16 protein-coding genes are annotated in these 20,773 nt (G+C 65.8%); 14 read left to right on the top strand and 2 right to left on the bottom strand.

What is annotated here, in order from left to right; genetic code table 11:
• The first annotated feature begins 67 nt into the window (after window positions 1–67).
• The 4 genes from hutU to hutH are packed head-to-tail and all read left to right on the top strand — an operon-like array spanning window position 68 to window position 5,644.
• The gene (hutU, locus tag Har1129_RS00940) at window positions 68–1,819 is read left to right on the top strand and encodes a urocanate hydratase (protein WP_151098942.1); all 1,752 of its coding nucleotides are present in this window, start codon (window positions 68–70) and stop codon (window positions 1,817–1,819) included.
• The gene (gene hutG, locus Har1129_RS00935; RefSeq protein WP_151098941.1) at window positions 1,816–2,739 is read left to right on the top strand and encodes a formimidoylglutamase; all 924 of its coding nucleotides are present in this window, start codon (window positions 1,816–1,818) and stop codon (window positions 2,737–2,739) included. Before hutU ends, hutG begins: the two co-directional genes overlap by 4 nt.
• Window positions 2,736–3,998, top strand: a complete 1,263-nt coding sequence (gene hutI, locus Har1129_RS00930) for an imidazolonepropionase (RefSeq protein ID WP_151098940.1) — start codon at window positions 2,736–2,738, stop codon at window positions 3,996–3,998. Before hutG ends, hutI begins: the two co-directional genes overlap by 4 nt.
• Window positions 3,995–5,644, top strand: a complete 1,650-nt coding sequence (gene hutH / locus Har1129_RS00925) for a histidine ammonia-lyase (protein ID WP_151098939.1) — start codon at window positions 3,995–3,997, stop codon at window positions 5,642–5,644. Before hutI ends, hutH begins: the two co-directional genes overlap by 4 nt.
• 28 nt (window positions 5,645–5,672) lie before the next feature.
• Here the strand turns inward: hutH and Har1129_RS00920 are convergent, their stop codons facing one another.
• Window positions 5,673–8,243 (bottom strand): AAA family ATPase, encoded by a 2,571-nt coding sequence (locus Har1129_RS00920; RefSeq protein ID WP_151098938.1) that lies wholly within the window; start codon window positions 8,241–8,243, stop codon window positions 5,673–5,675.
• Window positions 8,240–8,989: a 4-phosphopantoate--beta-alanine ligase gene (locus tag Har1129_RS00915; RefSeq protein ID WP_151098937.1), complete on the bottom strand. Its 750-nt coding sequence runs from the start codon at window positions 8,987–8,989 to the stop codon at window positions 8,240–8,242. The genes Har1129_RS00920 and Har1129_RS00915 overlap by 4 nt, the downstream gene beginning before the upstream one ends.
• A 115-nt stretch (window positions 8,990–9,104) precedes the next feature.
• Here Har1129_RS00915 and Har1129_RS00910 point away from each other — a divergent pair, with 115 nt between their 5' ends.
• From Har1129_RS00910 to Har1129_RS00865, 10 genes are all read left to right on the top strand, one after another.
• A complete protein-coding gene (locus Har1129_RS00910) occupies window positions 9,105–10,016 on the top strand; it encodes a PhzF family phenazine biosynthesis protein (RefSeq protein WP_151098936.1) in 912 nt (303 codons plus the stop codon).
• 121 nt (window positions 10,017–10,137) lie between these two features.
• Window positions 10,138–12,447, top strand: coding sequence for a phosphoenolpyruvate synthase (gene ppsA / locus Har1129_RS00905; RefSeq protein WP_151098935.1), 2,310 nt, complete (start codon window positions 10,138–10,140; stop codon window positions 12,445–12,447).
• Between the two features lie 54 nt (window positions 12,448–12,501).
• Entirely contained in the window at window positions 12,502–13,404 is a 903-nt protein-coding gene (locus Har1129_RS00900; protein ID WP_151098934.1) for a chemotaxis protein CheY, read from the top strand.
• A 137-nt stretch (window positions 13,405–13,541) separates the two neighbouring features.
• Window positions 13,542–14,594 carry a tyrosine decarboxylase MfnA gene (gene mfnA / locus Har1129_RS00895; RefSeq protein ID WP_151098933.1) on the top strand — a complete coding sequence of 351 codons (1,053 nt, stop codon included), beginning with the start codon at window positions 13,542–13,544 and terminating at the stop codon, window positions 14,592–14,594.
• Between the two features lie 371 nt (window positions 14,595–14,965).
• Complete coding sequence (locus Har1129_RS00890) at window positions 14,966–15,550, top strand: YqaA family protein (protein WP_151098932.1); 585 nt, start codon at window positions 14,966–14,968, stop codon at window positions 15,548–15,550.
• Between the two features lie 65 nt (window positions 15,551–15,615).
• A complete protein-coding gene (gene metG / locus Har1129_RS00885; protein WP_151098931.1) occupies window positions 15,616–17,754 on the top strand; it encodes a methionine--tRNA ligase in 2,139 nt (712 codons plus the stop codon).
• 45 nt (window positions 17,755–17,799) lie between these two features.
• Window positions 17,800–18,168, top strand: a complete 369-nt coding sequence (locus Har1129_RS00880; protein WP_151098930.1) for a hypothetical protein — start codon at window positions 17,800–17,802, stop codon at window positions 18,166–18,168.
• 72 nt (window positions 18,169–18,240) lie between these two features.
• Window positions 18,241–18,846, top strand: coding sequence for an NfeD family protein (locus tag Har1129_RS00875; protein WP_151098929.1), 606 nt, complete (start codon window positions 18,241–18,243; stop codon window positions 18,844–18,846).
• A gap of 71 nt (window positions 18,847–18,917) precedes the next feature.
• A complete protein-coding gene (locus tag Har1129_RS00870; RefSeq protein ID WP_151098928.1) occupies window positions 18,918–20,105 on the top strand; it encodes an SPFH domain-containing protein in 1,188 nt (395 codons plus the stop codon).
• A 50-nt stretch (window positions 20,106–20,155) separates the two neighbouring features.
• A complete protein-coding gene (locus Har1129_RS00865) occupies window positions 20,156–20,761 on the top strand; it encodes a MarR family transcriptional regulator (RefSeq protein ID WP_151098927.1) in 606 nt (201 codons plus the stop codon).
• Window positions 20,762–20,773: the final 12 nt, after the last annotated feature.

Raw genomic sequence — 20,773 nt, 5'->3', positions numbered from 1 at the left:
ATGGCTATTTAAAAACAGTTCCGAACGGTGCGGGGTCGCTATCACGCTCGCAGTCTTTTGTTGTGGTATGGCACATCAATCAGCACCCGACGGCGACACGGACGGCATCGGTCCGCCCTCCGAACAGTGGCAGGAATATCAGGGTGCGCCCACCGGCACCGACATCGAGTGTGAAGGGTGGCGACAGGAGGCCGCGCTGCGGATGCTGAACAACAATCTCGACCCCGAAGTGGCCGAGAAGCCGGAAGAACTGGTCGTCTACGGCGGGACCGGGCGCGCGGCCCGGTCATGGGACGCCTACGACACCATCGTCGACGAACTCCGTGAACTCGGCGACACCGAAACGCTGCTCGTCCAGAGCGGCAAGCCGGTGGGTCGCTTCGAAACCCACGAGAAGGCCCCGCGTGTCCTCATCGCCAACTCGAACCTCGTCGGCAAGTGGGACACTTGGGAACACTTCCACGAACTCGAAGCGAAGGGGCAGATCATGTACGGCCAGATGACCGCCGGTTCGTGGGCCTATATCGGTACGCAGGGCATCATTCAGGGAACCTACGAGACGCTGGCCGCCCTCGCGAGCGAGCACTACCCGGACAACGACGGTCTGCGCGGCAAAATCGTCGTCACCGGTGGCCTCGGCGGCATGGGCGGCGCACAGCCGCTTGCGGTGACGATGAACCACGGCGTCTGCATCGCGGCCGAGGTCGACGAAGACCGTATCGACCGGCGTATCGAAACCGGGTATTGCCAAGAGAAGACCGACGATCTGGACGAGGCCATCGAGCGGGCGCAGAGGGCCGCCCAAAACGACGAGCCGTACAGCGTCGGCGTCCACATGAACGCTGCCGAGATGCTTGCGGCGATGCTCGAACGGGACTTCGTCCCCGACGTAGTCACCGACCAGACAAGCGCGCACGACGAACTCGAAGGGTACTACCCTGCTGGCTACACCGTCGACGAAGCCGACCGACTCCGCGAACGCGACCCCGAAACGTACGTCGCGGAGAGTCTTGAGACGATGGAGCGCCATGTCGAGGGCATTCTGGAACTGCAGGATAGGGGTGCTATCGCCTTCGAGTACGGCAACAACATCCGTGGACAGGTCGAGGACCACCGCGACCTCGACACCGCGTTCGACTTCCCGGGGTTCGTTCCCGCGTACATCCGCCCGCTGTTCTGTGAGGGCAAGGGGCCGTTCCGCTGGGCCGCGCTCTCGGGCGACCCTGCAGACATCCATCGGACTGACGACGCAATCAAAGAGCTGTTCCCCGAGAAGGACGACCTGCACCGCTGGATCGACCTCGCTCAGGAGCAGGTGTCGTTCCAAGGGCTCCCCTCGCGCGTGTGCTGGCTGGGCTATGCGACCGAGGACGGGCTGACCGAACGCGCCCGCCTCGCGCTCCGTATCAACGAACTCGTCGCTGACGGGGCGATTTCGGCACCCGTTGTCGTCACGCGAGACCACCTAGATGCCGGGAGCGTCGCCTCGCCACACCGCGAAACTGAGGCGATGAAAGACGGGACCGACGCCGTCGCCGACTGGCCGATCCTGAACGCCTTGCTGAACTGCGCCGCCGGCGCGGACATCGTCAGCGTCCACGACGGCGGCGGCGTCGGCATCGGTAACTCGCTGCACACGAACAACCACGTTGTCCTCGATGGCTCCGATCTCGCCGCCGAGAAGGCCCGCCGCGTGTTCACGACTGACCCCGGGATGGGCGTCATTCGCCACGTCGACGCCGGCTACGAGGTCGCACAGGACGCCGCCGACGAGAACGACGTTGCGGTCCCAATGCGCGACCGCAACCGTGGCCGATGACTGACCTGACAGCCCCGTCGCCGTGGACCGGCCCGTCCGGCGACCCGAACGACGAGCAGTTCGGTGAAATCGTCGAGCCGGCCACGCTCGCGACCGCTGACGAGTACGACGCTGTGCTGGTGGGCGAGCCATACGACGGCGCAGTCATCGGGCGGCCGGGCGCGCGTGCCGGCCCAGCGGCTCTCCGGCGCGAACTCGGCGGTACGAAGACACAGCACATCGAACGCGGACCGGTCCACTCAGTCGCCGACCTCGGTGACATTGCGGTTCCGGCTGGCGGCGTCGAACGGGTCCAGAGTGCCGTCCGTTCGGTGACGGCCCAGATCCATGCAACGAGCGCGGTGCCGGTGTTTCTCGGTGGCGATAACTCACTGACGTTCCCGAACGCCGCGCCGCTGTTGGCTCACGAAACCGTCGGCGCGATCAGCTTCGATGCCCATCTCGATTGCCGCGCCGTTCGGGACGAACCGACCAGTGGGACACCGTACCGGCAACTCCACGATGCGGGCCTCGACACGCTGGCCGTTGTCGGTGCACGACACTTCGAAACCTCGACAGCGTACCACGACTACCTCGCCGAGCAGGGTGGGACAGTCCTGCCGCCTGAGTCGGTGGCCGGTGATCCCGCTGGCGCGGTGGATGACGCGCTCGCCGCGCTCGGTGACGTAGACGCTGTCTACGTGAGTCTGGACCTCGACGTACTCGACGCCGCGGCTGCACCGGGCGTGAGCGCGCCGACACCGGGCGGCCTCTCGACGCGAGAACTGTTCCGGATGCTGGGCCGCATCGCATCCGACGACCGTATCGCCGGGTTCGAGGTGGTCGAGTGCGCACCGCCGCTGGATGCTGGGGACCGGACCGCCCGCGCCGGGGCCCGTGCCGTCGCGCACTTCCTCAGCGGTCTGGGAGGTGGCCGATGACAAGCCTCGATGCCGTGGTCTACGGTGCAGGCGAACTCGTCACGGGGCCGGCGGCGGACGGTCACGGTCTGGAGACCTACGAGGATGGCGCAGTCGCCATCGTGGACGGCACTGTCGCCGCCGTCGGTCCGACACCGGAGGTAACCGCCGAATACCCGCCGGAGAGCGCCAGCCACGCTGTCGACGCCGACGGGCAGGCCGTCGTTCCGGGCTTCGTCGACCCCCACACCCACGCGCTGTTCGCCGGCGACCGCTCGGACGAGTTCGCTGCCAAACTGCGCGGGAAGTCCTATCAGGACATCCTCGCCGACGGCGGCGGCATCCTCCGAACGGTCCGAGCGGTCAGGGACGCAGATGCGGAAACGCTGCTGTCGAACCTGCTGGCCCATCTCGACACCATGCTCGCTCACGGGACGACGACGGTCGAGGTGAAGTCCGGCTACGGGCTCGACACGGAGACGGAGCTACGGATGCTCCGGGTTATCGACAGCGCCGACACCGTCCATCCCGTCGACGTGGTCCCGACGTTCATGGGCGCACACGCTGTTCCCGAGGGCTGGGACGCCGACGACTACACCGCGGCAGTCATTGACGAACAGCTACCGGCCGTCGAATCGCAGGACATCGCCGAGTTCTGCGACGTGTTCTGCGAGGAGGGGGTCTTCTCAGTCTCGCAGTCCCGGCGTATCCTCGAAGCAGGCGCAGCCGCCGGGCTGACGCCGAAGGTTCACGCCGAGGAACTGGCCCACATCGGCGGGACCCAGTTGGCGGCTGACGTGGGCGCGGCCAGTGCCGACCACCTCTTGCACGCCACAGACGACGACATCGATGCGCTTGTCGAGTCGGGCGTGACACCGGTCCTCCTGCCCGGGACGGCGTTCGGCCTCGGAGCGGAATACGCCGACGCCGAGGCATTCCTCGACGCGGGCGCGTCGGTCGCCGTCGCGACGGATTTCAATCCGAACTGCCACAGCCACAGCATGGGCTTTGCGCTGTCGCTTGCCTGCGTCGAGATGGGACTGACGCCGGCCGAAGCCCTGATTGCGGGAACGAAACACGCCGCGCTCGCACTGGACAGGACCGATGGTCTGGGGACGCTCCGGGAGGGTGCGCCCGGTGACGTTGTCGTCCTTGCCGCGCCGAGTCACGTCCACATTCCCTACCAGTACGGGACCAACGTCGTCGACACCGTCCTGAAAGACGGCTCGGTCGTCAGCACCCCAACACATGAGTCATACGACCGGGATATGCAACCATGACCGCCGACGTTGTCCTCGACGGCGAGTCGCTCACACCCGCCGAGGTGGTCGCCGTCGCCCGGAACGGTGCGACCGTCACGGTTGCCGAGACCGCCCGTGAGCGAATTCGTGAGTCCCGCGAGCGCGTCGAGAGCGTGCTTGACAGCGACGAGGCGGTGTACGGCGTCACCACCGGCTTCGGCGACCTCGTCGACGAGCGCATCCCACACGAGGACCTCGATTCCCTCCAGCGGAACCTCCTTCGGAGCCACGCCGCCGCCGTCGGCCGGGAGTTGACGACAGAGGAAGTCCGGGCGATGATGGTCACGCGGGCGAACACGCTGGCGAAGGGGTATTCGGGCATCCGTGAGTCGGTCGTCGATTTGCTGGTGGCGATGCTCGACGCAGGTGTTCACCCGGTTGTCCCATCGCGGGGCAGCCTCGGCGCGAGCGGCGACCTCGCGCCACTCGCCCATATGTCGCTAGTGCTCATCGGCGAGGGGGAAGCCGAGGTCGAGGGGGACCGACTGCCCGGCGACGAGGCGCTCGACGCGGCCGGCCTCGAACCGGTGACGCTCCGGGCCAAGGAGGGGTTGGCGCTCATCAACGGGACGCAGCTGAGCGTCGGCGTTGCCGCCCTCCTCCTCACCGACGCCGAACGACTGGTCGCCGCCGCCGACATCGCTGGCGCGCTCACGACGGAGGTGACCCTCTCCTCGACGGTGCCATCCCACGAAGCCATCACCGCCGTCCGGCCCCACACCGGACAGGCCGCGAGTGCGCGAAACATCCGGCGGCTGACGGCCGACTCCGACGTGATTGCGTCCCACCGGAACTGCGACCGCGTGCAGGACGCCTATGCGATGCGCTGTCTGCCGCAGGTCCACGGCGCGGTCCGTGACGCCGTCGCCCACCTCCGGGAGGCTGTCGAGGTCGAGCTTAACAGCGCGACGGACAATCCGCTGGTGTTTCCCCGCGAGGGCGAGCGCAGTGAGTCCTCGGGCCGAGCGAGCGGGAGCGAGCGACGTGAGGCGAGCCGCGAGGCAGGGGTTGTGAGCGTCGACGACCGGGCCACCGGCTCCGACAGCGCGGCCGTGCTCTCCGGTGGGAACTTCCACGGGGCGGTGCTCGCCATGCGCCTCGACTATCTGACGAACGCGCTCACCGAACTCGCGGCCATCTCGGAGCGCCGGACCGACAGAATGCTCAATCCGAATCTACAGGAGCCACACCTCCCGCCGTTTCTCACCGAGCGAAGTGGGGTCCGCTCGGGCTACATGATTGCACAGTACACCGCTGCGGCGCTGTTAAACGAATGCCGGTCCTTCGGCCGGCCCTCGATGGATAACACCCCCGTCAGCGGCAATCAGGAGGACCACGTCAGCATGAGCGCGCAGTCGGCCTATCTGGCCCGAAACGCAGCGCGAAACGCCGCTTCGATTCTCGGCGTCGAGCTGTGCTGTGGAGCACAGGCCGCCGACTTCGTCGATGACGACCTCGAACTGGGCGTCGGGTCGGCAGAGGCCTACGATGCCGTCCGTTCGGTGGTGCCGGCGCTTACCGAGGACCGCCCGATACACGCGGACATCGAGGCCGCGAGCGCACTCGTCGAGTCACCGGCGTTTCTGGAGCGGGTCGCCGGAGCGCTCGACGCTGAACTAGAGTGATTTAGTGGAAAGCGCGCAGCGCGGCGGACTACGGTCCAAGTCCGAGGTCAGCAGTCCCCTCCGCTCCCTGATAGCGGTCCCGGTCGTCCCAGTCGGCGATGCTCGAATGCGTCTCCCAGACGGCAGTTTCGAGGTGCGCCTGGGTTATGTCCGAGCCGTCTCGCAAGGCGTGCCGCGCGGCGTCCTCGGCGAGGAGTTCGAGGTCACTGGCGGCGTAGCCGGCCGTCGGCTCGACGATGGCGTCCCAGTCGATGTCACCGGCGACGGGACGCTCCTGCAGGTGGATATCCAGAATCTGCTTGCGGGCCTCGGCGTCCGGCGGCGGGACCTCGACACGTTCGTCGAAGCGGCCCGAGCGCCGGAGCGCCGCGTCGATGTCCTCGACGAAGTTCGTCGCCGCGACCACGACGACGTCCTCGGCCGCCGCGCCTTCGAGTTCTGTGAGCAGCTGATTGACCAGCTGCTGCTCGCTCGTGTTCATCGAGCCGCGCCGCGACCCCGCGATGCCGTCGATTTCGTCGATAAACAGCACGCAGGGGGCGTTCGCGCGGGCCACCTCGAACACCTCGGCGACGTTGCGGGCCGGCTCGCCCATCCATTTGCTGGTCACGTCTGCGGGGCTTATTTCGACGAAGCTATGGTCGAGTTCTCCCGCGAGCGCGCCGGCGAGGTGGGTCTTCCCGCAGCCGGGCGGACCGTACAGCAACAGCCCGGAGAGCACGTCGATGCCGTACTCGGCGTAGGTGTCGGTGTTCTCAAGCGGGTCGATGACCGTGTCTTCCAGTCGGGCCTTCAGTTCACCCATTCCGCCCACATCGCCGAAGTCGCGTCCGGGGTCGGTCTCGACGAGCGAACTGGCCTGCAGGTCGACGCCGTCGGGCTGGACGACGCCGTTCTCGGCGACCATCTCGGGGTCGACCCAGTCCGGGATACTGGTGTCGGTCTCTGTGGCAGCCTGCATGAGGTGGTCCGTCCCGATGGGAGCGTCGGCCCGCAACGCCTTCCGGGCGGCGTCCTCGGCGAGGAGTTCGATGTCGCTGGCCGCGAAGCCGGCCGTCTCCTCGACGATGGGGGCCAAATCGATGTCGTCCGCCGTCGGCCGACCGGCGAGGTGTATCTCCAGAATCTGCGTTCGTGCCGCGGGGTCCGGCGGCGGGACCTCGACCCGCTCGTCGAACCGGCCCGAGCGGCGAATCGCGTCGTCCACGTCCTCGACGAGGTTCGTCGCGCCGAGCACCACCACGTCCTCGTCGGCAATCCCTTCGAGTTCGGTGAGGAGCTGATTCACCAGTTGCTGCTCGCTGCTGTTCATGTTGCTGTCGCCGTCGCGTGCGCCGGCGATGCCGTCAATCTCGTCGATGAAGAGGATACAGGGGGCGTTCGCGCGGGCGATCTGGAACAGTTCCTCGACCTTCTGTGCGGGTTCACCCATGTACTTGCTCGTCACGTCGGCGGGCGTGACCTCGATGAAGGCGTGGTCGACTTCGCCAGCGAGCGCGCCGGCGACGTGTGTCTTCCCACAGCCGGGCGGCCCGTGCAAGAGGACACCGTTGACCACGCCGATACCGTACTCCTCGAAGGCGGTCGGGTCCTGTAGCGGCCGGACAACCTTGTGGTTCAGCGTCTGCAACAGCTCCGACATTCCGCCCACGTCGGCGAAGCTCCGGGTCGGGTCGGGGTCGACCAGCCCGTCGGCCTGCATGTCGACGCCGTCGGGCTGGACCACTGTCCCGTCGTCCGAGGGTCGCTCGCGGTTTATCGAGGGCGCTCCGTCGTCGCTGTCGCCGGAACTGCCACGGCTGGAATTAGAGTTCCGGCTCGTTCCAGCCGAGCCGGGTTCGTCGGGCTGGTCGATCCGTTCGCGGATGTTCCGTTCGAGCCGGTCAGGGTTGACCTCGTAGCCGTACTCGGCCAGCCGCCGAGGCTCGGCGCTGAGGAACTCTGCGAGCCAGCCGTGGCGCTGCAAGTCGTCGGTCGGGGCATCAGGGTCCCGGAAGGTGACGAGCTTGACGTCCGTGCTGTCTGGCGAGTGGTACTCAGCGAGCCAGAAGGGAAGATACAGGCGCTCGACGGCGGTCACACCGTCGAACCCGTCGGGGTCGAAATCCCCGGGGAGCCCGTAAGACTCTCTGAGCTTTCGGAGGAACACGTTCGCCGCGCCCGCGGCGGAGTCGTGGCGCTGCTCGCGGTACTCCGCGACACGCTGGGGCAGCAGCGACCGGGCGTCGTCGTCGGTGACCTGAAACTGCAACAGGACGGAGCGGCCAAGCGCCGGGTCGCTGCGGCCGAAGTCGTAGTCGCCCGTCGCTCGGCGGACCACCGCGTCGGTGTCATCGACGTACTGGGACACCGCCCGGTCGTTGTCCGCCCAGAGGCCGTCGAGAAACGCTGTCTCGGACTTCGTCGTCGTGCCGAACAGTTTGCCCTCGCCGGTCTCGTACTCGTAGTCGACCTTGAACACCGGATAGAACACCCGATGGAGTCGTTCCAGTTTCTCGGTGTCGCCGAAGGCGGTCATCGTCCGCTGGTCGAGGGTTTCTCTGACGGTCTCCTCGTCAGGTACCCGACGGTCGGCGTAGATGTACGGCGGCAGGCTCATTCGAGGTCGCCCTCCCGAATCGTCCGCTCGGCGGCAGTCAGAGCATCGTCGGCGTCGAACGTTTCGATGGCCGCTTGCTGGGCATCGGAGTCGCCACGGAGGCCTCGTGCGTGCTCGGTGATGTTCGGTATCGCCCGGATGATGTTGTCGATGATAGGCACCGTGGCCACTTCGGCCGAGCGGCTCTGTGGGTTGAGGTCGATGACCAGTTCCGTCTTGCCCATCTCGCCCAGCGCCTCGGCGCGGTCACCGTCCTCCAGTGGGACGAGAACCACGTCCGCCGCGCCGATGCCGTCGGCGTCGACCTTCGCGCGCTCGTGGTCGAGGCCGGGGATGCGCCCGTCGGCGGTCAGCCCCTTCACGTCGGTCGCGCCGTGCTCGCGGAGGTAGTCGGCGATGGCCTCGATGCGCTCCTCGGTCCGGTTGAACAGGTTTACTTCGAGGTCGGCGCCGGTCACCTCGGCCAGTTCGACGAGTTCACCGGGGACGAGGGCGGCGGCGTTGCCGTTGACCGAGACGACGGCGTGGTCGGCGGAGAGGAGGTGTGCCGCGGCGGCACGCTCTGCGGCGTCGGCGCTGTCGATGGTGCGCTCGCCCAGCAGGTAGTCGAAGGCTTCACCGCGCCCTTGGGCGATGAGGCCCTGTCGGGAGGTGATACCGCGGTCGACGCCCGCCTCGATCCGGTGGCGGGTCAGCAGCGACTCGTAGCGGGGGTGGCTCTCAGGGAGGTCGACGTCGTCGCTCATACGTTCCAGTGATAGCCCCCTGTACTAAAGTCGTCCGTCAGAATCGTGTCCTGCCGTCGGTTGCCCCCGGCTAGCTCCGGAAAAGGTTATCTGCGGGTCAGCACAACTCCGTGCCATGGATACCCGACAGGCGTTGCTTGTCGACGCGTTCGCCACGGAGCCGACGGCGGGCACACCGGCCGGCGTCGTGCCCGAGGCCGACGGACTGACCGACGACCAGATGCAGGCCGTCGCCAGCGAACTGGGGGCCACCGAGACGGCGTTCGTGTTCCCAGCGGCGGACGCCGACCGCCGGCTTCGCTGTTTCTCGCCGACCGAGGAACTGACACAGGCGGAGACGGCAACGGTCGCTGCACACGCTGCGCTCTACGAACGTGGCGAGATCGACGATGCCGAATGGACGGTCGCAACCGCCGGGGGCGAGGTCGCCGTCGAGACCAAACAGAACGGCATGGTCTGGGTCGAACAGGGGCGGGCAGACATCACAGAAGTCGACATTCCCTACAGCGATGTCGCGGCCGCGCTCGGACTCGACGCGGCCACGCTCAAAGACGTGGGTGCGGACCTCCCGCTGGCGACAGCTGACACGGGTGAGTCGTGGCTCATGATTCCGGTCAACTACTTCGAGCATCTGAGTCGTCTCAGCGTTGATGTGGCTGCTGTCGCCTCGCTCTGTGACCGCGTGGACGCCGTCGGCGTGTACCCGTTTACCTTCGACACTGTCGGTGGCGACGCGACCCGGCGGTCGACGTTCCACGGGCGAGCCTTCCGGGCGGGGAGCCGGACCGAAGAGCCGGTAAGCGCCACGGCGTCGGGGGCCTGTGCGGCGTTTGTTCGTCGCTACGGAGCGCTCGATGACACCATCGAGCAGATCATCGCCGAGGGCGGGCACTTCCGTGACAGACCCGGGACGGTGTCAGTCGATACCGATGGGGCCGAGGTGTGGGTCGGCGGGCGCGGCGTGACCGCGCTTGACGGGACGGTGACCGTCCCCGCCGTCGACGACGACGACATCATCGAGGCGTGACCGCGGGACCGCACCGGCGGCATGACTGTCTAATTCACTCGATATCGAGTGAAGAGCGGCTTTCCTACCGGCCGTAACCGGAACTTCCTTAATTGTCGTTGGAGATGATACGAGTGAGTCCATGCCAACACTGTGGCTCGACGAAATCGGTGCCGACGACCTAGCGCGGGTCGGCGGCAAGGCGGCGTCTCTCGGAGAACTGACCGGAGCGGGCCTGCCCGTTCCGTCGGCGTTCGTCGTTACCGCCGACACGTATCGGTCGTTCATCGAAGCAACTGGAATCGACGAGCCGCTGTTCGAGGCCGTCGATGTCGACAGCGATGACTCGCAGGCGCTGGCCGAGGCGGCCGAACGCGCTCAGGAGTTGATTCTGGAAACGGACACCCCGCCGTCGGTCCGTGAGGACCTGCTGGCCGCCTACGACGAGATGGGCGACGAGGACGTGGCGGTCCGGTCCTCGGCGACCGCGGAGGACCTCCCGGACGCCTCCTTCGCCGGCCAGCAGGACACGTACCTGAACGTCTCGCGGACGGACCTTTTGCAACGAGTCAAGGAATGCTGGGCGTCGCTGTTTACCCAGCGTGCTATCTACTACCGCAACGAGAACGACTTCGCGCACGACGCCGTGGACATCGCCGTCGTCGTCCAGCAGATGGTCGACGCGGAGAAATCGGGCGTCATGTTCACCAGCCACCCCTCGACGGGCGGCCCGACGGCCATCATCGAGGCCGCGTGGGGACTGGGCGAAGCGGTCGTCTCCGGTGCGGTCTCGCCCGACAACTACATCGTCGACCGCGAGACGGGCACCATCGACGAGGTGACCGTCGCCGACAAGAAGGTGATGTGTGTTCGGGGCGAGGACGGGGAGACCATCGAACGCTCCGTCCCCGAGGAGAAGCGCAACGAGCGTGTCCTCGATGACGAGGAGATTCACCGGCTCATCGAGATCGGCGAGCGAGTCGAAGACCACTACGACACGCCACAGGACGTGGAGTGGGCGGTCTACGAGGGCGAGGTGTACCTGCTGCAGTCCCGTCCGATTACCACCATCGACGACCCCGAAGGGAGCGCCGGCTCGGCAAACGAGGCCGAGAGCCAGCCACCGGGGGCCAAATCGGGCGTCGCGGACGGCGGAGCGATGGAGAGCCAGTCGGAGTCGGTCCGGCTCTCCGGAATCGGCTCCGCGCCGGGCCGGGTCACCGGCGTCGTCCGCATCGTCGACAAGCTCGACAACCTCGACAAGGTCGAGGACGGCGACATCATCGTCGCCGAGATGACCACGCCGGACATGGTACCGGCGATGAAACGCGCCAACGGCATCATCACCGACGAGGGCGGGATGACCAGCCACGCCGCCATCGTCTCACGAGAGCTCGGCGTGCCGGCCGTCGTCGGTGCCGAGGACGCGACACAGAAGCTCCGAGACGGCGAAACGGTCACACTCGACGGAGACAAGGGCACCGTCGAGAAAGGGGCCAAGGTTCCCGAGACGGCCGACGAGGAAGGCGACGCCGGGGCGGTCGAGGCACATTCGCCTGTCAAACCGATGACCGGAACGGAGGTCAAGGTCAACGTCTCCATCCCGGAGGCTGCTGAGCGGGCCGCCGCGACAGGGGCCGACGGCGTCGGCCTGCTGCGCATCGAGCACATGATTCTCTCGACGGACAAGACCCCCTCGCGCTACGTCGAGGACCACGGCGAGCGCGCCTACGTCGACGAGATAGTCGAGGGCGTCCGCTCGGTGGCCGAGGCGTTCTACCCGCGCCCGGTACGGGTCCGGACCCTCGATGCCCCCTCCGACGAGTTCCGACAGCTCCAGGGTGGCGAGGACGAGCCGAGCGAGCACAACCCGATGCTGGGCTATCGAGGCATCCGTCGCTCGCTCGACCGGCCCGGCGAGTTCAAGCTCGAACTCCGCGCGTTCGAGCGCCTGTACGACTTAGGCTATGATAACGTCGAATTGATGCTTCCACTTGTCACCGACGCCGAGGACATCCTGCGGGCGAAGGCGCTGATGCAAGAGGTCGGCATCGACCCCGAAAAGCGCGACTGGGGCGTCATGGTCGAGACACCGGCGAGCGCGCTGTCCATCGAGGGCATCTGTGAGGCCGGTATCGACTTCGTCTCCTTCGGGACGAACGACCTCACACAGTACACGCTGGCCGTCGACCGGAACAACGGCAACGTCGCCGACCGCTTCGACGAACTCCACCCGGCCGTCCTCGAACTCATGAGTCAGGTCATCGGGACCTGCCGCGAGCACGACGTCGCCACGAGCATCTGCGGGCAGGCCGCCTCGAAGCCACAGATGGTGGACTTCCTCGTCGACGAGGGGGTCACATCCATCTCGCCGAACATCGACGCCGTGCGTGACGTCCAACACGAGGTCAAACGCGTCGAACAGCGGCTGCTGCTGGAATCGGTCCGCTGAGCCGCGGTCTGACGTAGCCAGCAGGTTTTTTTGCGCCGTTCGCCTCGTTGCGGTATGGCACCCGAATCGACACCGGAAGCCAAGAGTATCAGCTCCGGTGTGTCCTACATCCCCTTCGGCATCCCCGGACTGGACGGACAGGTCCGCGGGATTCCGACCGGGAGCACGGTCCTGTTGGCCGGGGCGTCAGACGCGGGCGGCGACGCCTTTACCTACACCAGCCTCGCGACGCTGATGCTCGCGAAACACCGCCCCGAGATGGTCCCGAACGGCATCGCCCGGCGCAGCGAGGCGATCCCTGACTCGGTGACCTACATCACGCTCTCGCATGACCGCGAACACGTCTACAGCGAACTCGACGCCGTCCTCGACGGGTACCAGTTCGAGACGCTCACAGAGCACATGACCGTCGCCGACTTCTCTCAGCGGTTCATGGAGCTGTTGCCGGTCCCCGAGCCACTGTTCGACGCTCGGCGGAGCGCCGACGACATCGAACAGCCCGACGCGGAGCCACCCAAGTCAGAGCCCTCCGAGGAGACCTTCGAGAAACTGCTTTCCGACATCAGCGAGCGCGTGGCCGACGCCGCGGGGACGCTCATCGTCATCGATTCACTGACCGACCTCGAACGGGCGACGGAGTTCGGCCTGCCCCAGAACCACGAGGTCGCGTTCCTGCTGGGACTTCGGGAGGCGGTCGTCAACTGGGGGACCGTGGCCTTCGTCAAGCTCGACCGGCCCGCGGGCGACGTGCGGTCAGACGAACTCATCCACGGCCTCCTGCACGGCAGCGTCTACTTCTACTCCAACGACAAGGGGTTCGAGACCTACCGGACGATGCGTGTCGGCTCCTTCGGCGGCGCGCTCGACACCGAGCGCCAGACCGTCTTCGAGTCACTGATCGGTCCCACGGGCTTTCGCGCGAAGGCGACGAAGAAGATCGGGCCGTCGAACTGGTAAGTCGGTCTCACGCGTTCGCCAGCGTCCATTTCCGGCAGCCGGACTGGCCCGACTCGTCCCCACCGACAAAATAAACGCCGGACAACGACACACACGAGCACAACGGCTAAACCGCTCCCCCTCTATACTCGCGATAGATGCTCCAGCGGGCAGCGCCACAGGACTTCGAGCGGGTCCTCTCGTCGATGTGTACCGTCCCACACCCATCGGCACGCGAAGCAGCGGAACGCTTCCTCGCGACGAATCCCGGGGACCCCGGGACATACGAAACTGTCGCCGATCTGGAACACGAGGCCGTCGACTATCTCGGCGAGATTACCGGGCTCTCGGACCCTGCGGGCTATGTCGCCTCGGGTGGAACAGAAGCCAACCTCCAAGCGATACGTATCGCCCGTAACCGCGCTGACACGGACGACCCGAACGTGGTCGCGCCCGTCCACGCACACTTCTCGTTTACAAAGGCCGCCGACGTGCTCGGCGTGGAACTGCGGACCGCGCCGGCGAAAAACTACCGCGCCAACATGGCGGCGATGGCGGAACTCGTCGACGAGGACACGGTGTGTGTCGTCGGCGTCGCCGGCTCGACCGAGTACGGCTACGTCGACCCGATTCCGGCTATCGCCGACCTCGCCGAGTCGGTCGATGCCCTCTGCCACGTCGACGCCGCGTGGGGCGGCTTCTACCTCCCGTTTACCGACCACGACTGGCATTTCGGCCATGCAGCCGTGGACACGATGACGATTGACCCGCACAAGGTCGGGCAGGCGGCGGTTCCCGCCGGCGGGCTGCTCGCTCGTGACCGCTCGCTGCTTGACGAACTCGCCGTCGAAACGCCGTATCTGGAGTCGACGGACCAGCTAACGCTGACGGGCACGCGGTCGGGTGCCGGTGTGGCCTCCGCCGTTGCGGCGATGGAGTCGCTGTGGCCGGCAGGCTATGAACAACAGTACGAAACGTCGATGGCAAACGCCGACTGGCTGGCCGACCAGCTGTCGGCGCGGGGCCACGACGTGGTCGGCCCCGAACTCCCGCTCGTCGCGGCCGACCTCTCGATGCCGATGACCGACGAGCTCCGGGACCGCGGCTGGCGGGTCTCGAAGACCGGGGCCGGCGAGATGCGCGTCGTGTGTATGCCTCACGTCACTAGGTCAATGCTGCGGTCGTTCGTCGCGGACCTCGACTGGTACTAGGTCAGCCGTGGCGGTGAGGAGTGTAATATATCGCCGCGAGCAGTGCGAGCGGCGTTCACCGACTGCGAGGCTTCGGCCGAGCAGTCGGCCTTTTTCACCACCGAAAGACTCGCACTACTCGTCTTTCGAGCCTTGCTTCGCTTCGCTCTGCAAGACCGCGTTTTTGCGCGGGGGTTGAGCGCTCGCCATCGGCGAGCGCGATGCCCCCGTGGAAAAAGGTGGTGCCGCAGGTCATGCGGTCGATGCTGCGCTCGTTCGTTGCGGACCTCGATTGGTACTGACGCCCTGTCTTCGGTCTCGAACAGACTGGTATTGAGCACTCCCGAGAAGACATACGAAGGTTTAGAAGTGCCTGTTTGCTACAGAGAGGCGTGGACTTGGTAGTACCGACCGCATCGTTCATTGCCTTCATCGGTGACTGTACGACCGCCGGCACCCCACTCTCGCCGCTGGAAGAGGCCGTCTGTACGGCCACCGGCCCGACCGGACTGGGAATCATCGCGGTGTACTCGTTTCTGATCGCGTTCATTCTCCCGCTCCCGAGCGAAGTCGTGCTGGTTCCAGCCGAAACGCTCCGACTCGGGCTCTCCACGAACGGGAATCTGGTGGCGATTATCATCGTCAGTGGCCTCGGGAAGGCTTTCGGTAGTCTCGTCGCCTTTCACATCGGACAGGAAGCCAAGGAGTACGGCCCGCTCATTCGCCGAATCAAGCGCTCGCGGTTCGACATCATCGAGTGGTCTGAAAAAAAGACGGTCCAGCTTGCACAGAAGTACGGCTACGTTGGCTTGGCGCTCGCGCTCTGCGTCCCGTTCTTCCCCGACACGCTCTCTATCTACGCGTTCACCGTCCTCGAACGCGATTACTACCGGTTCGGAGCGGCGACGTTCTTCGGCAGTGCCGGGCGACTCGTCGTGACGCTCGGTCTCGCTGGCGGCACGCTTGCGCTGCTGTGACCCGGAGCGCGGCCACCACGCCGAAACCAACCCCCTTTTGACCCGTCGGTGGCACACGAACAGGTATGAGCAACGACGAGTTTCCGACGGACCAGCCGGCGGTCGTGACCTGTGGGCTGCCATACGCGAACGGCGACCTGCACGTCGGTCACCTCCGGACGTACGTTGACGGCGACGCGCTCTCGCGCGCGTTGCGACGCATCGGCCAGCAGACGGCGTTCGTCTCGGGGTCGGATATGCATGGGACCCCGGTGGCGGTCAACGCCGCTGAAGAAGGTGTCGCACCGCGGGAGTTCGCGCTTGACTTCCACGAGACCTACGCCGAGACGTTCCCGCAGTTCAACATCGAGTTCGACAACTACGGGCACACCGACGACGAGACCAACGTCGAACTCACTCAGGAGTTCGTCCGCTCGTGGACCGAAAACGACCACGTCCACGAGAAGGAGATCGAAGTCGCTTGGGACACCGAGGAGGACCAGCCGCTCCCGGACCGCTACGTCGAGGGGACCTGTCCCTACTGCGGGGAGCAGGCCCGCGGCGACGAGTGTGACGAGGGCTGTCAGCGCCACCTCGAACCCGGCGAAATCGAGGACCCGGTGTCAACGCTGACGGGGAACCCCGCCGAGTACCGAACCCGCGAACACAAGTTCCTCCGACTCGCTGACTTCCAAGAGTATCTTCAGGGCTTCCTCGACCGCCTCGAAGGCACCGACAACGCCCAGAACCAGCCCCGCGAGTGGGTCGAGGGCGAACTGCAGGACCTCTGTATCACGCGGGATATGGACTGGGGGGTCGATTATCCGGACGACGCCGACGGCGGCGAGGACCTCGTGCTGTACGTCTGGGTCGACGCGCCCATCGAGTACGTCGCCTCGACCAAGCAGTACTCCGAGCGGGTCGGCGACGACGAGTACGACTGGGAGCAAGTCTGGAAAGTCGACGGTGAGGAGCGCCACGGCACCGAGTGGTCCGACGAGTGGTCCGATGACAGCGGCGAGATTATCCACGTCATCGGCCGCGACATCATCCAGCACCACGCCGTGTTCTGGCCGTCGATGCTTCGCGGCGCAGGGTACAACGAGCCCCGGTCGATTCTGGCGACTGGCTTCGTCGGCATCGACGGCAAGGCGCTCTCAACCTCGCGCAACCGCGCCGTCTGGGCCGACGAGTACCTCGATGCCGGCTTCCACCCCGACCTGTTCCGGTACTACATCGCCACCGGTGCACAGATCGACACCGACGTGGACTTCTCTTGGGACCGCTTTCAGGAGCGGGTCAACGGCGAACTCGTCGGCAACGTCGGCAACTTCATCTACCGCTCGCTGCTGTTCGCCGAGCGCAACTACGACGGGACGCCCGACGCCGCGGTCAGCGACGACGTGACGGAGCGAATCGAATCGGCCATCGAGGACTTCGAGACCGCCGTTCGCGAGTACGACGTTCGTGAACTGGCTGAAATCGCTATCGAGCTCTCGAACTACGGCAACGAATACATCCAGCGCAACGAGCCGTGGAACCTCGTCGACGATGACCCCGAGGAAGCCGAGCAGGTCATCCGCGACTGCGTTCAGCTGACAAAGGCCGTCGCCGTGCTCATGCAGCCTGTCCTCCCGGGCAAGGCCGAGCGTCTGTGGGGCCAACTGGGCGAACAGGGCTCCGTCGCGGACGTGACCCTCGACAGCGCGCTCGACGCGCCGCCGGCGGAGTTCGGCGAGCCCGCTGAGCTGTTCGAGCAGGTCGAGGACGACCACATCGAGGCGCTCAATGAGGAACTCGAAGAGCGTGTCGAGGAAGCGAGCGACGATGGAGACGATGAGAGCGACGGCGACGACGGGAGCGACAGCGAGGACGCAGACGCCGCCGACCTTCAGCCACTCGTCGAGGACCGCATCAGCTTCGAGGACTTCGAGGGCGTCGACATGCGCGTCGGCGAAATCCGCAGCGCAGAGCCGGTCGAGGGCGCGGACAAGCTCCTGCGTCTGGAGGTCGATATCGGCCACGAGGTACGGCAGGTCGTCGCCGGCCTCCGACAGCTCCACGACGCCGAGGACCTCCCCGGCACGCGTGTCATCCTGCTGGCGAACATGGAGAAAGCCGAGCTGTTCGGCATCGAATCCAACGGGATGGTGCTGGCTGCCGGCGACGAGGCGGACCTGCTGACGACCCACGAGGACGCACCACTGGGGACGCGGATCAAGTAATCCAAGTCGCCAGCGCTTTTGTAGTCACGGCACGTATCGCGGACCATGGATGACGACGGGGCCGCACAAGACGACGCGGCCGCTACGGGTGACACCTTCACCGAGGAGTACGAACTGGCAACCGAAGCCGACGTAATCCCGGTCGAGGATGACCCCGACGGGGACGCGGTCGACGACGAGGAGGGTGCGGTTGCCGGCTCCTTTGCTCCGGATCTGGAGGTGACGCCCGACGCTCCGAAGCCCGAGAACGTGGTCTTCGTCGCACTGGGGGTCTGCATCGCGATTCTCGCGCTTGGACGGATGTTCCTCGGGGCGAATATGTACGCGCCGTCCATACTTGGCGGCGTGGTCCTGTCCGTTGCACTCGGAACCGCAGTGCTGTATGGGTTCTTCGTCCGGACGAGCGACACCTGAGGCTGTACCGGTGTCTATGTCGTGTCGCTTCCGACCCCGACACTTAATCCTGCTCCGACACTAAGTCAGGGCATGGTGAACCCGCTGGCGGCGGTTGCCCTACTGCAGGCCGAACCACTGTTAGGTATGTCGCTCTCCATCCTGCTGTTTCTGGCCGGTGCAGGCCTCATCGTGGGCGAAGCGCTGGCCCCCGGAACTCACTTTTTCGTTCTCGGCGTGGCCCTGCTGACGGCAGGGCTGGTCGGGCTGTTCATCCCAGCGAGTCTGGGTATCCTCGCACCGTTTATCCTTACCGTCGTCGTCCTCGCAACGACAGCGGTCACGCTCTGGGGGTATCGGAAGCTCGATTTCGCCGCACCCGGCCGCGGCCAGACGCTCAGTTCTGACTCGCTTACGGGACAGTTCGGGACCGTGACCGAGCGTGTGACCCGGAGCGACGGCGAGGTCAAACTGGAAGACGGCGGTTTCAATCCGTACTATCAGGCTCGCAGTTCCGGCGACCCCATCGCGGAGGGGACGGAAGTCATCGTCATCGACCCCGGCGGCGGGAACGTTCTGGAAGTCGAAGCGGTGGAGTCAGGAGCCGACGAAATCGACCGCGCGCTCGAACAGGACCGGAACCGGAGCAACGAGAGCGACGCGGACGCCGAACCGGAGCGAGAGTCCGAGCGGGCGTAGGTGTGCAATTCGGTAGTTTGTGACAGGGACACCGAAGCCTTTTCCTTGAGCGCTCCGGAGGTTTGACTGTCATGTTCCCCGCGACAGCACCGCTACAACCTGGAGGACTCATCGGCTTCGTTACCGTAATCTTCCTCCTGATCGCTATCGCGCTGGTGTATTCCAGCGTCGTGATCATCCGCCCGTACCAGAAAGGTGCCTACACGGTCCTCGGTACCTATCGCGGCGTCCTCGACCAGGGGATTCATTTCATCTATCCCTTCGTCTCCGACGTGACGCGGTTCGATATGCGTACCCAGACGCTCGACGTGCCACGGCAGGAAGCGATCACTCGCGACAACTCGCCGGTGACCGCCGACGCCGTCGTCTACATCAAGGTGATGGACCCGAAGAAAGCCTTCCTCGAAGTCGACAACTACGAGCGTGCCGTCTCCAACCTCGCCCAGACGACCCTCCGTGCCGTGCTGGGTGACATGGAACTGGACGACACGCTGAACAAACGCGGCGAGATTAACGCCCGCATCCGAAAGGAACTCGACGAACCCACCGACGAGTGGGGTGTCCGCGTCGAGAGCGTGGAGGTCCGCGAGGTCAACCCCTCCAAGGACGTCCAGCAGGCCATGGAACAACAGACCTCCGCCGAGCGGAAACGCCGTGCCATGATTCTGGAAGCCCAAGGTGAACGGCGCTCCGCCATCGAGACGGCGGAAGGTGACAAGCAGTCCAACATCATCCGCGCTCAGGGTGAGAAACAGAGCCAGATTCTGGAAGCGCAGGGTGACGCCATCTCGACCGTCCTGCGTGCGAAATCCGCCGAGTCGATGGGCGAACGCGCCGTCATCGACAAGGGAATGGAGACGCTCGCCGAGATCGGGCAGGGCGAGTCGACGAAGTTCATCCTCCCGCAGGAACTCACCTCGCTGGTGGGCCGCTACGGCAAGCACCTCCAAGGCTCCGACGTGAAGGAGAACGGCCACTCGTTGGAAGCGCTCGACTTCGATGACGAGACCCGCGAGATGCTCGGCCTCGACGACATCGAGGAAATCCTCGGTCAGATCGACGAGGAAGCCGAAGTCGATGTCGAGGCGATGGAAGAAGAGGCACAGAAGATCAAGCAGGGGCAGGACTCCGGTCTCGACAGCGCCGACGAGATGATTCAGGAGATGGACGCCGAAATCGACGACGGCTCGGGCACGACGGACGTGGCCGGCGGCCCCGACGACACGACGCGAACGTCGGAAGTCGATAAGGACAACTGACTGATACCCAGGCGAAGACGTTTTATTACCGACCCACCTTTTCGGTAGCAATGACGCGTGAGGGCGACGTGGACGAAGACAAGCGAGCGACGCTCCGCCGCTTTGCCGCCCTCGGTGCAGCGAGCCCGTTTGCCCGCTTTGGCGACAGTGGGAGCGAGAGCGACGCGCCCGATGCCATCGCCGGGTACGTCTCGGCACATCCCGGAACGCACTTCTCGAAGCTTCGCGACGACCTCAAACTCGGGACTGGCGAGGCCCAGCACCACCTCCACCGGTTGGAGAACGAGGGTGTCGTCGCCTCACAGAAGGACGGCGACTACCGGCGCTACTTCCCGGCCGGCCAGTTCTCCGAGTTCGAGCGGGTGGCGCTTGGCTACCTCCGCCGGTCGACTGCCCGCGGGATGCTGGTAACGCTGCTTCGCCGCCCGGACGTGACGGCGTCGGAACTGGCCAGCGAACTGGACGTTTCACGGCCGACAGTGAGCAACTACGCCGCTGATCTGGAGGCAGCCGGACTGCTGTCCCGAGAAGACGGGTACGCGGTCACTGAGCCAGAAACCGTACTGACACTCCTGATCCGATACGCCGACTCCTTCGGTGACGATGTCGCTGAATTGGCGGGTGAGGCCGATTCGCTGCTGCGATACGACCCCTGAGCCGCGTTCTTC

Source organism: Haloarcula sp. CBA1129 (genome assembly GCF_008729015.1).
GTDB lineage: Archaea > Halobacteriota > Halobacteria > Halobacteriales > Haloarculaceae > Haloarcula.
The sequence above is the reverse complement of the archived record's forward strand: the minus strand, read 5'-3'. Positions and strand labels throughout refer to the sequence as shown.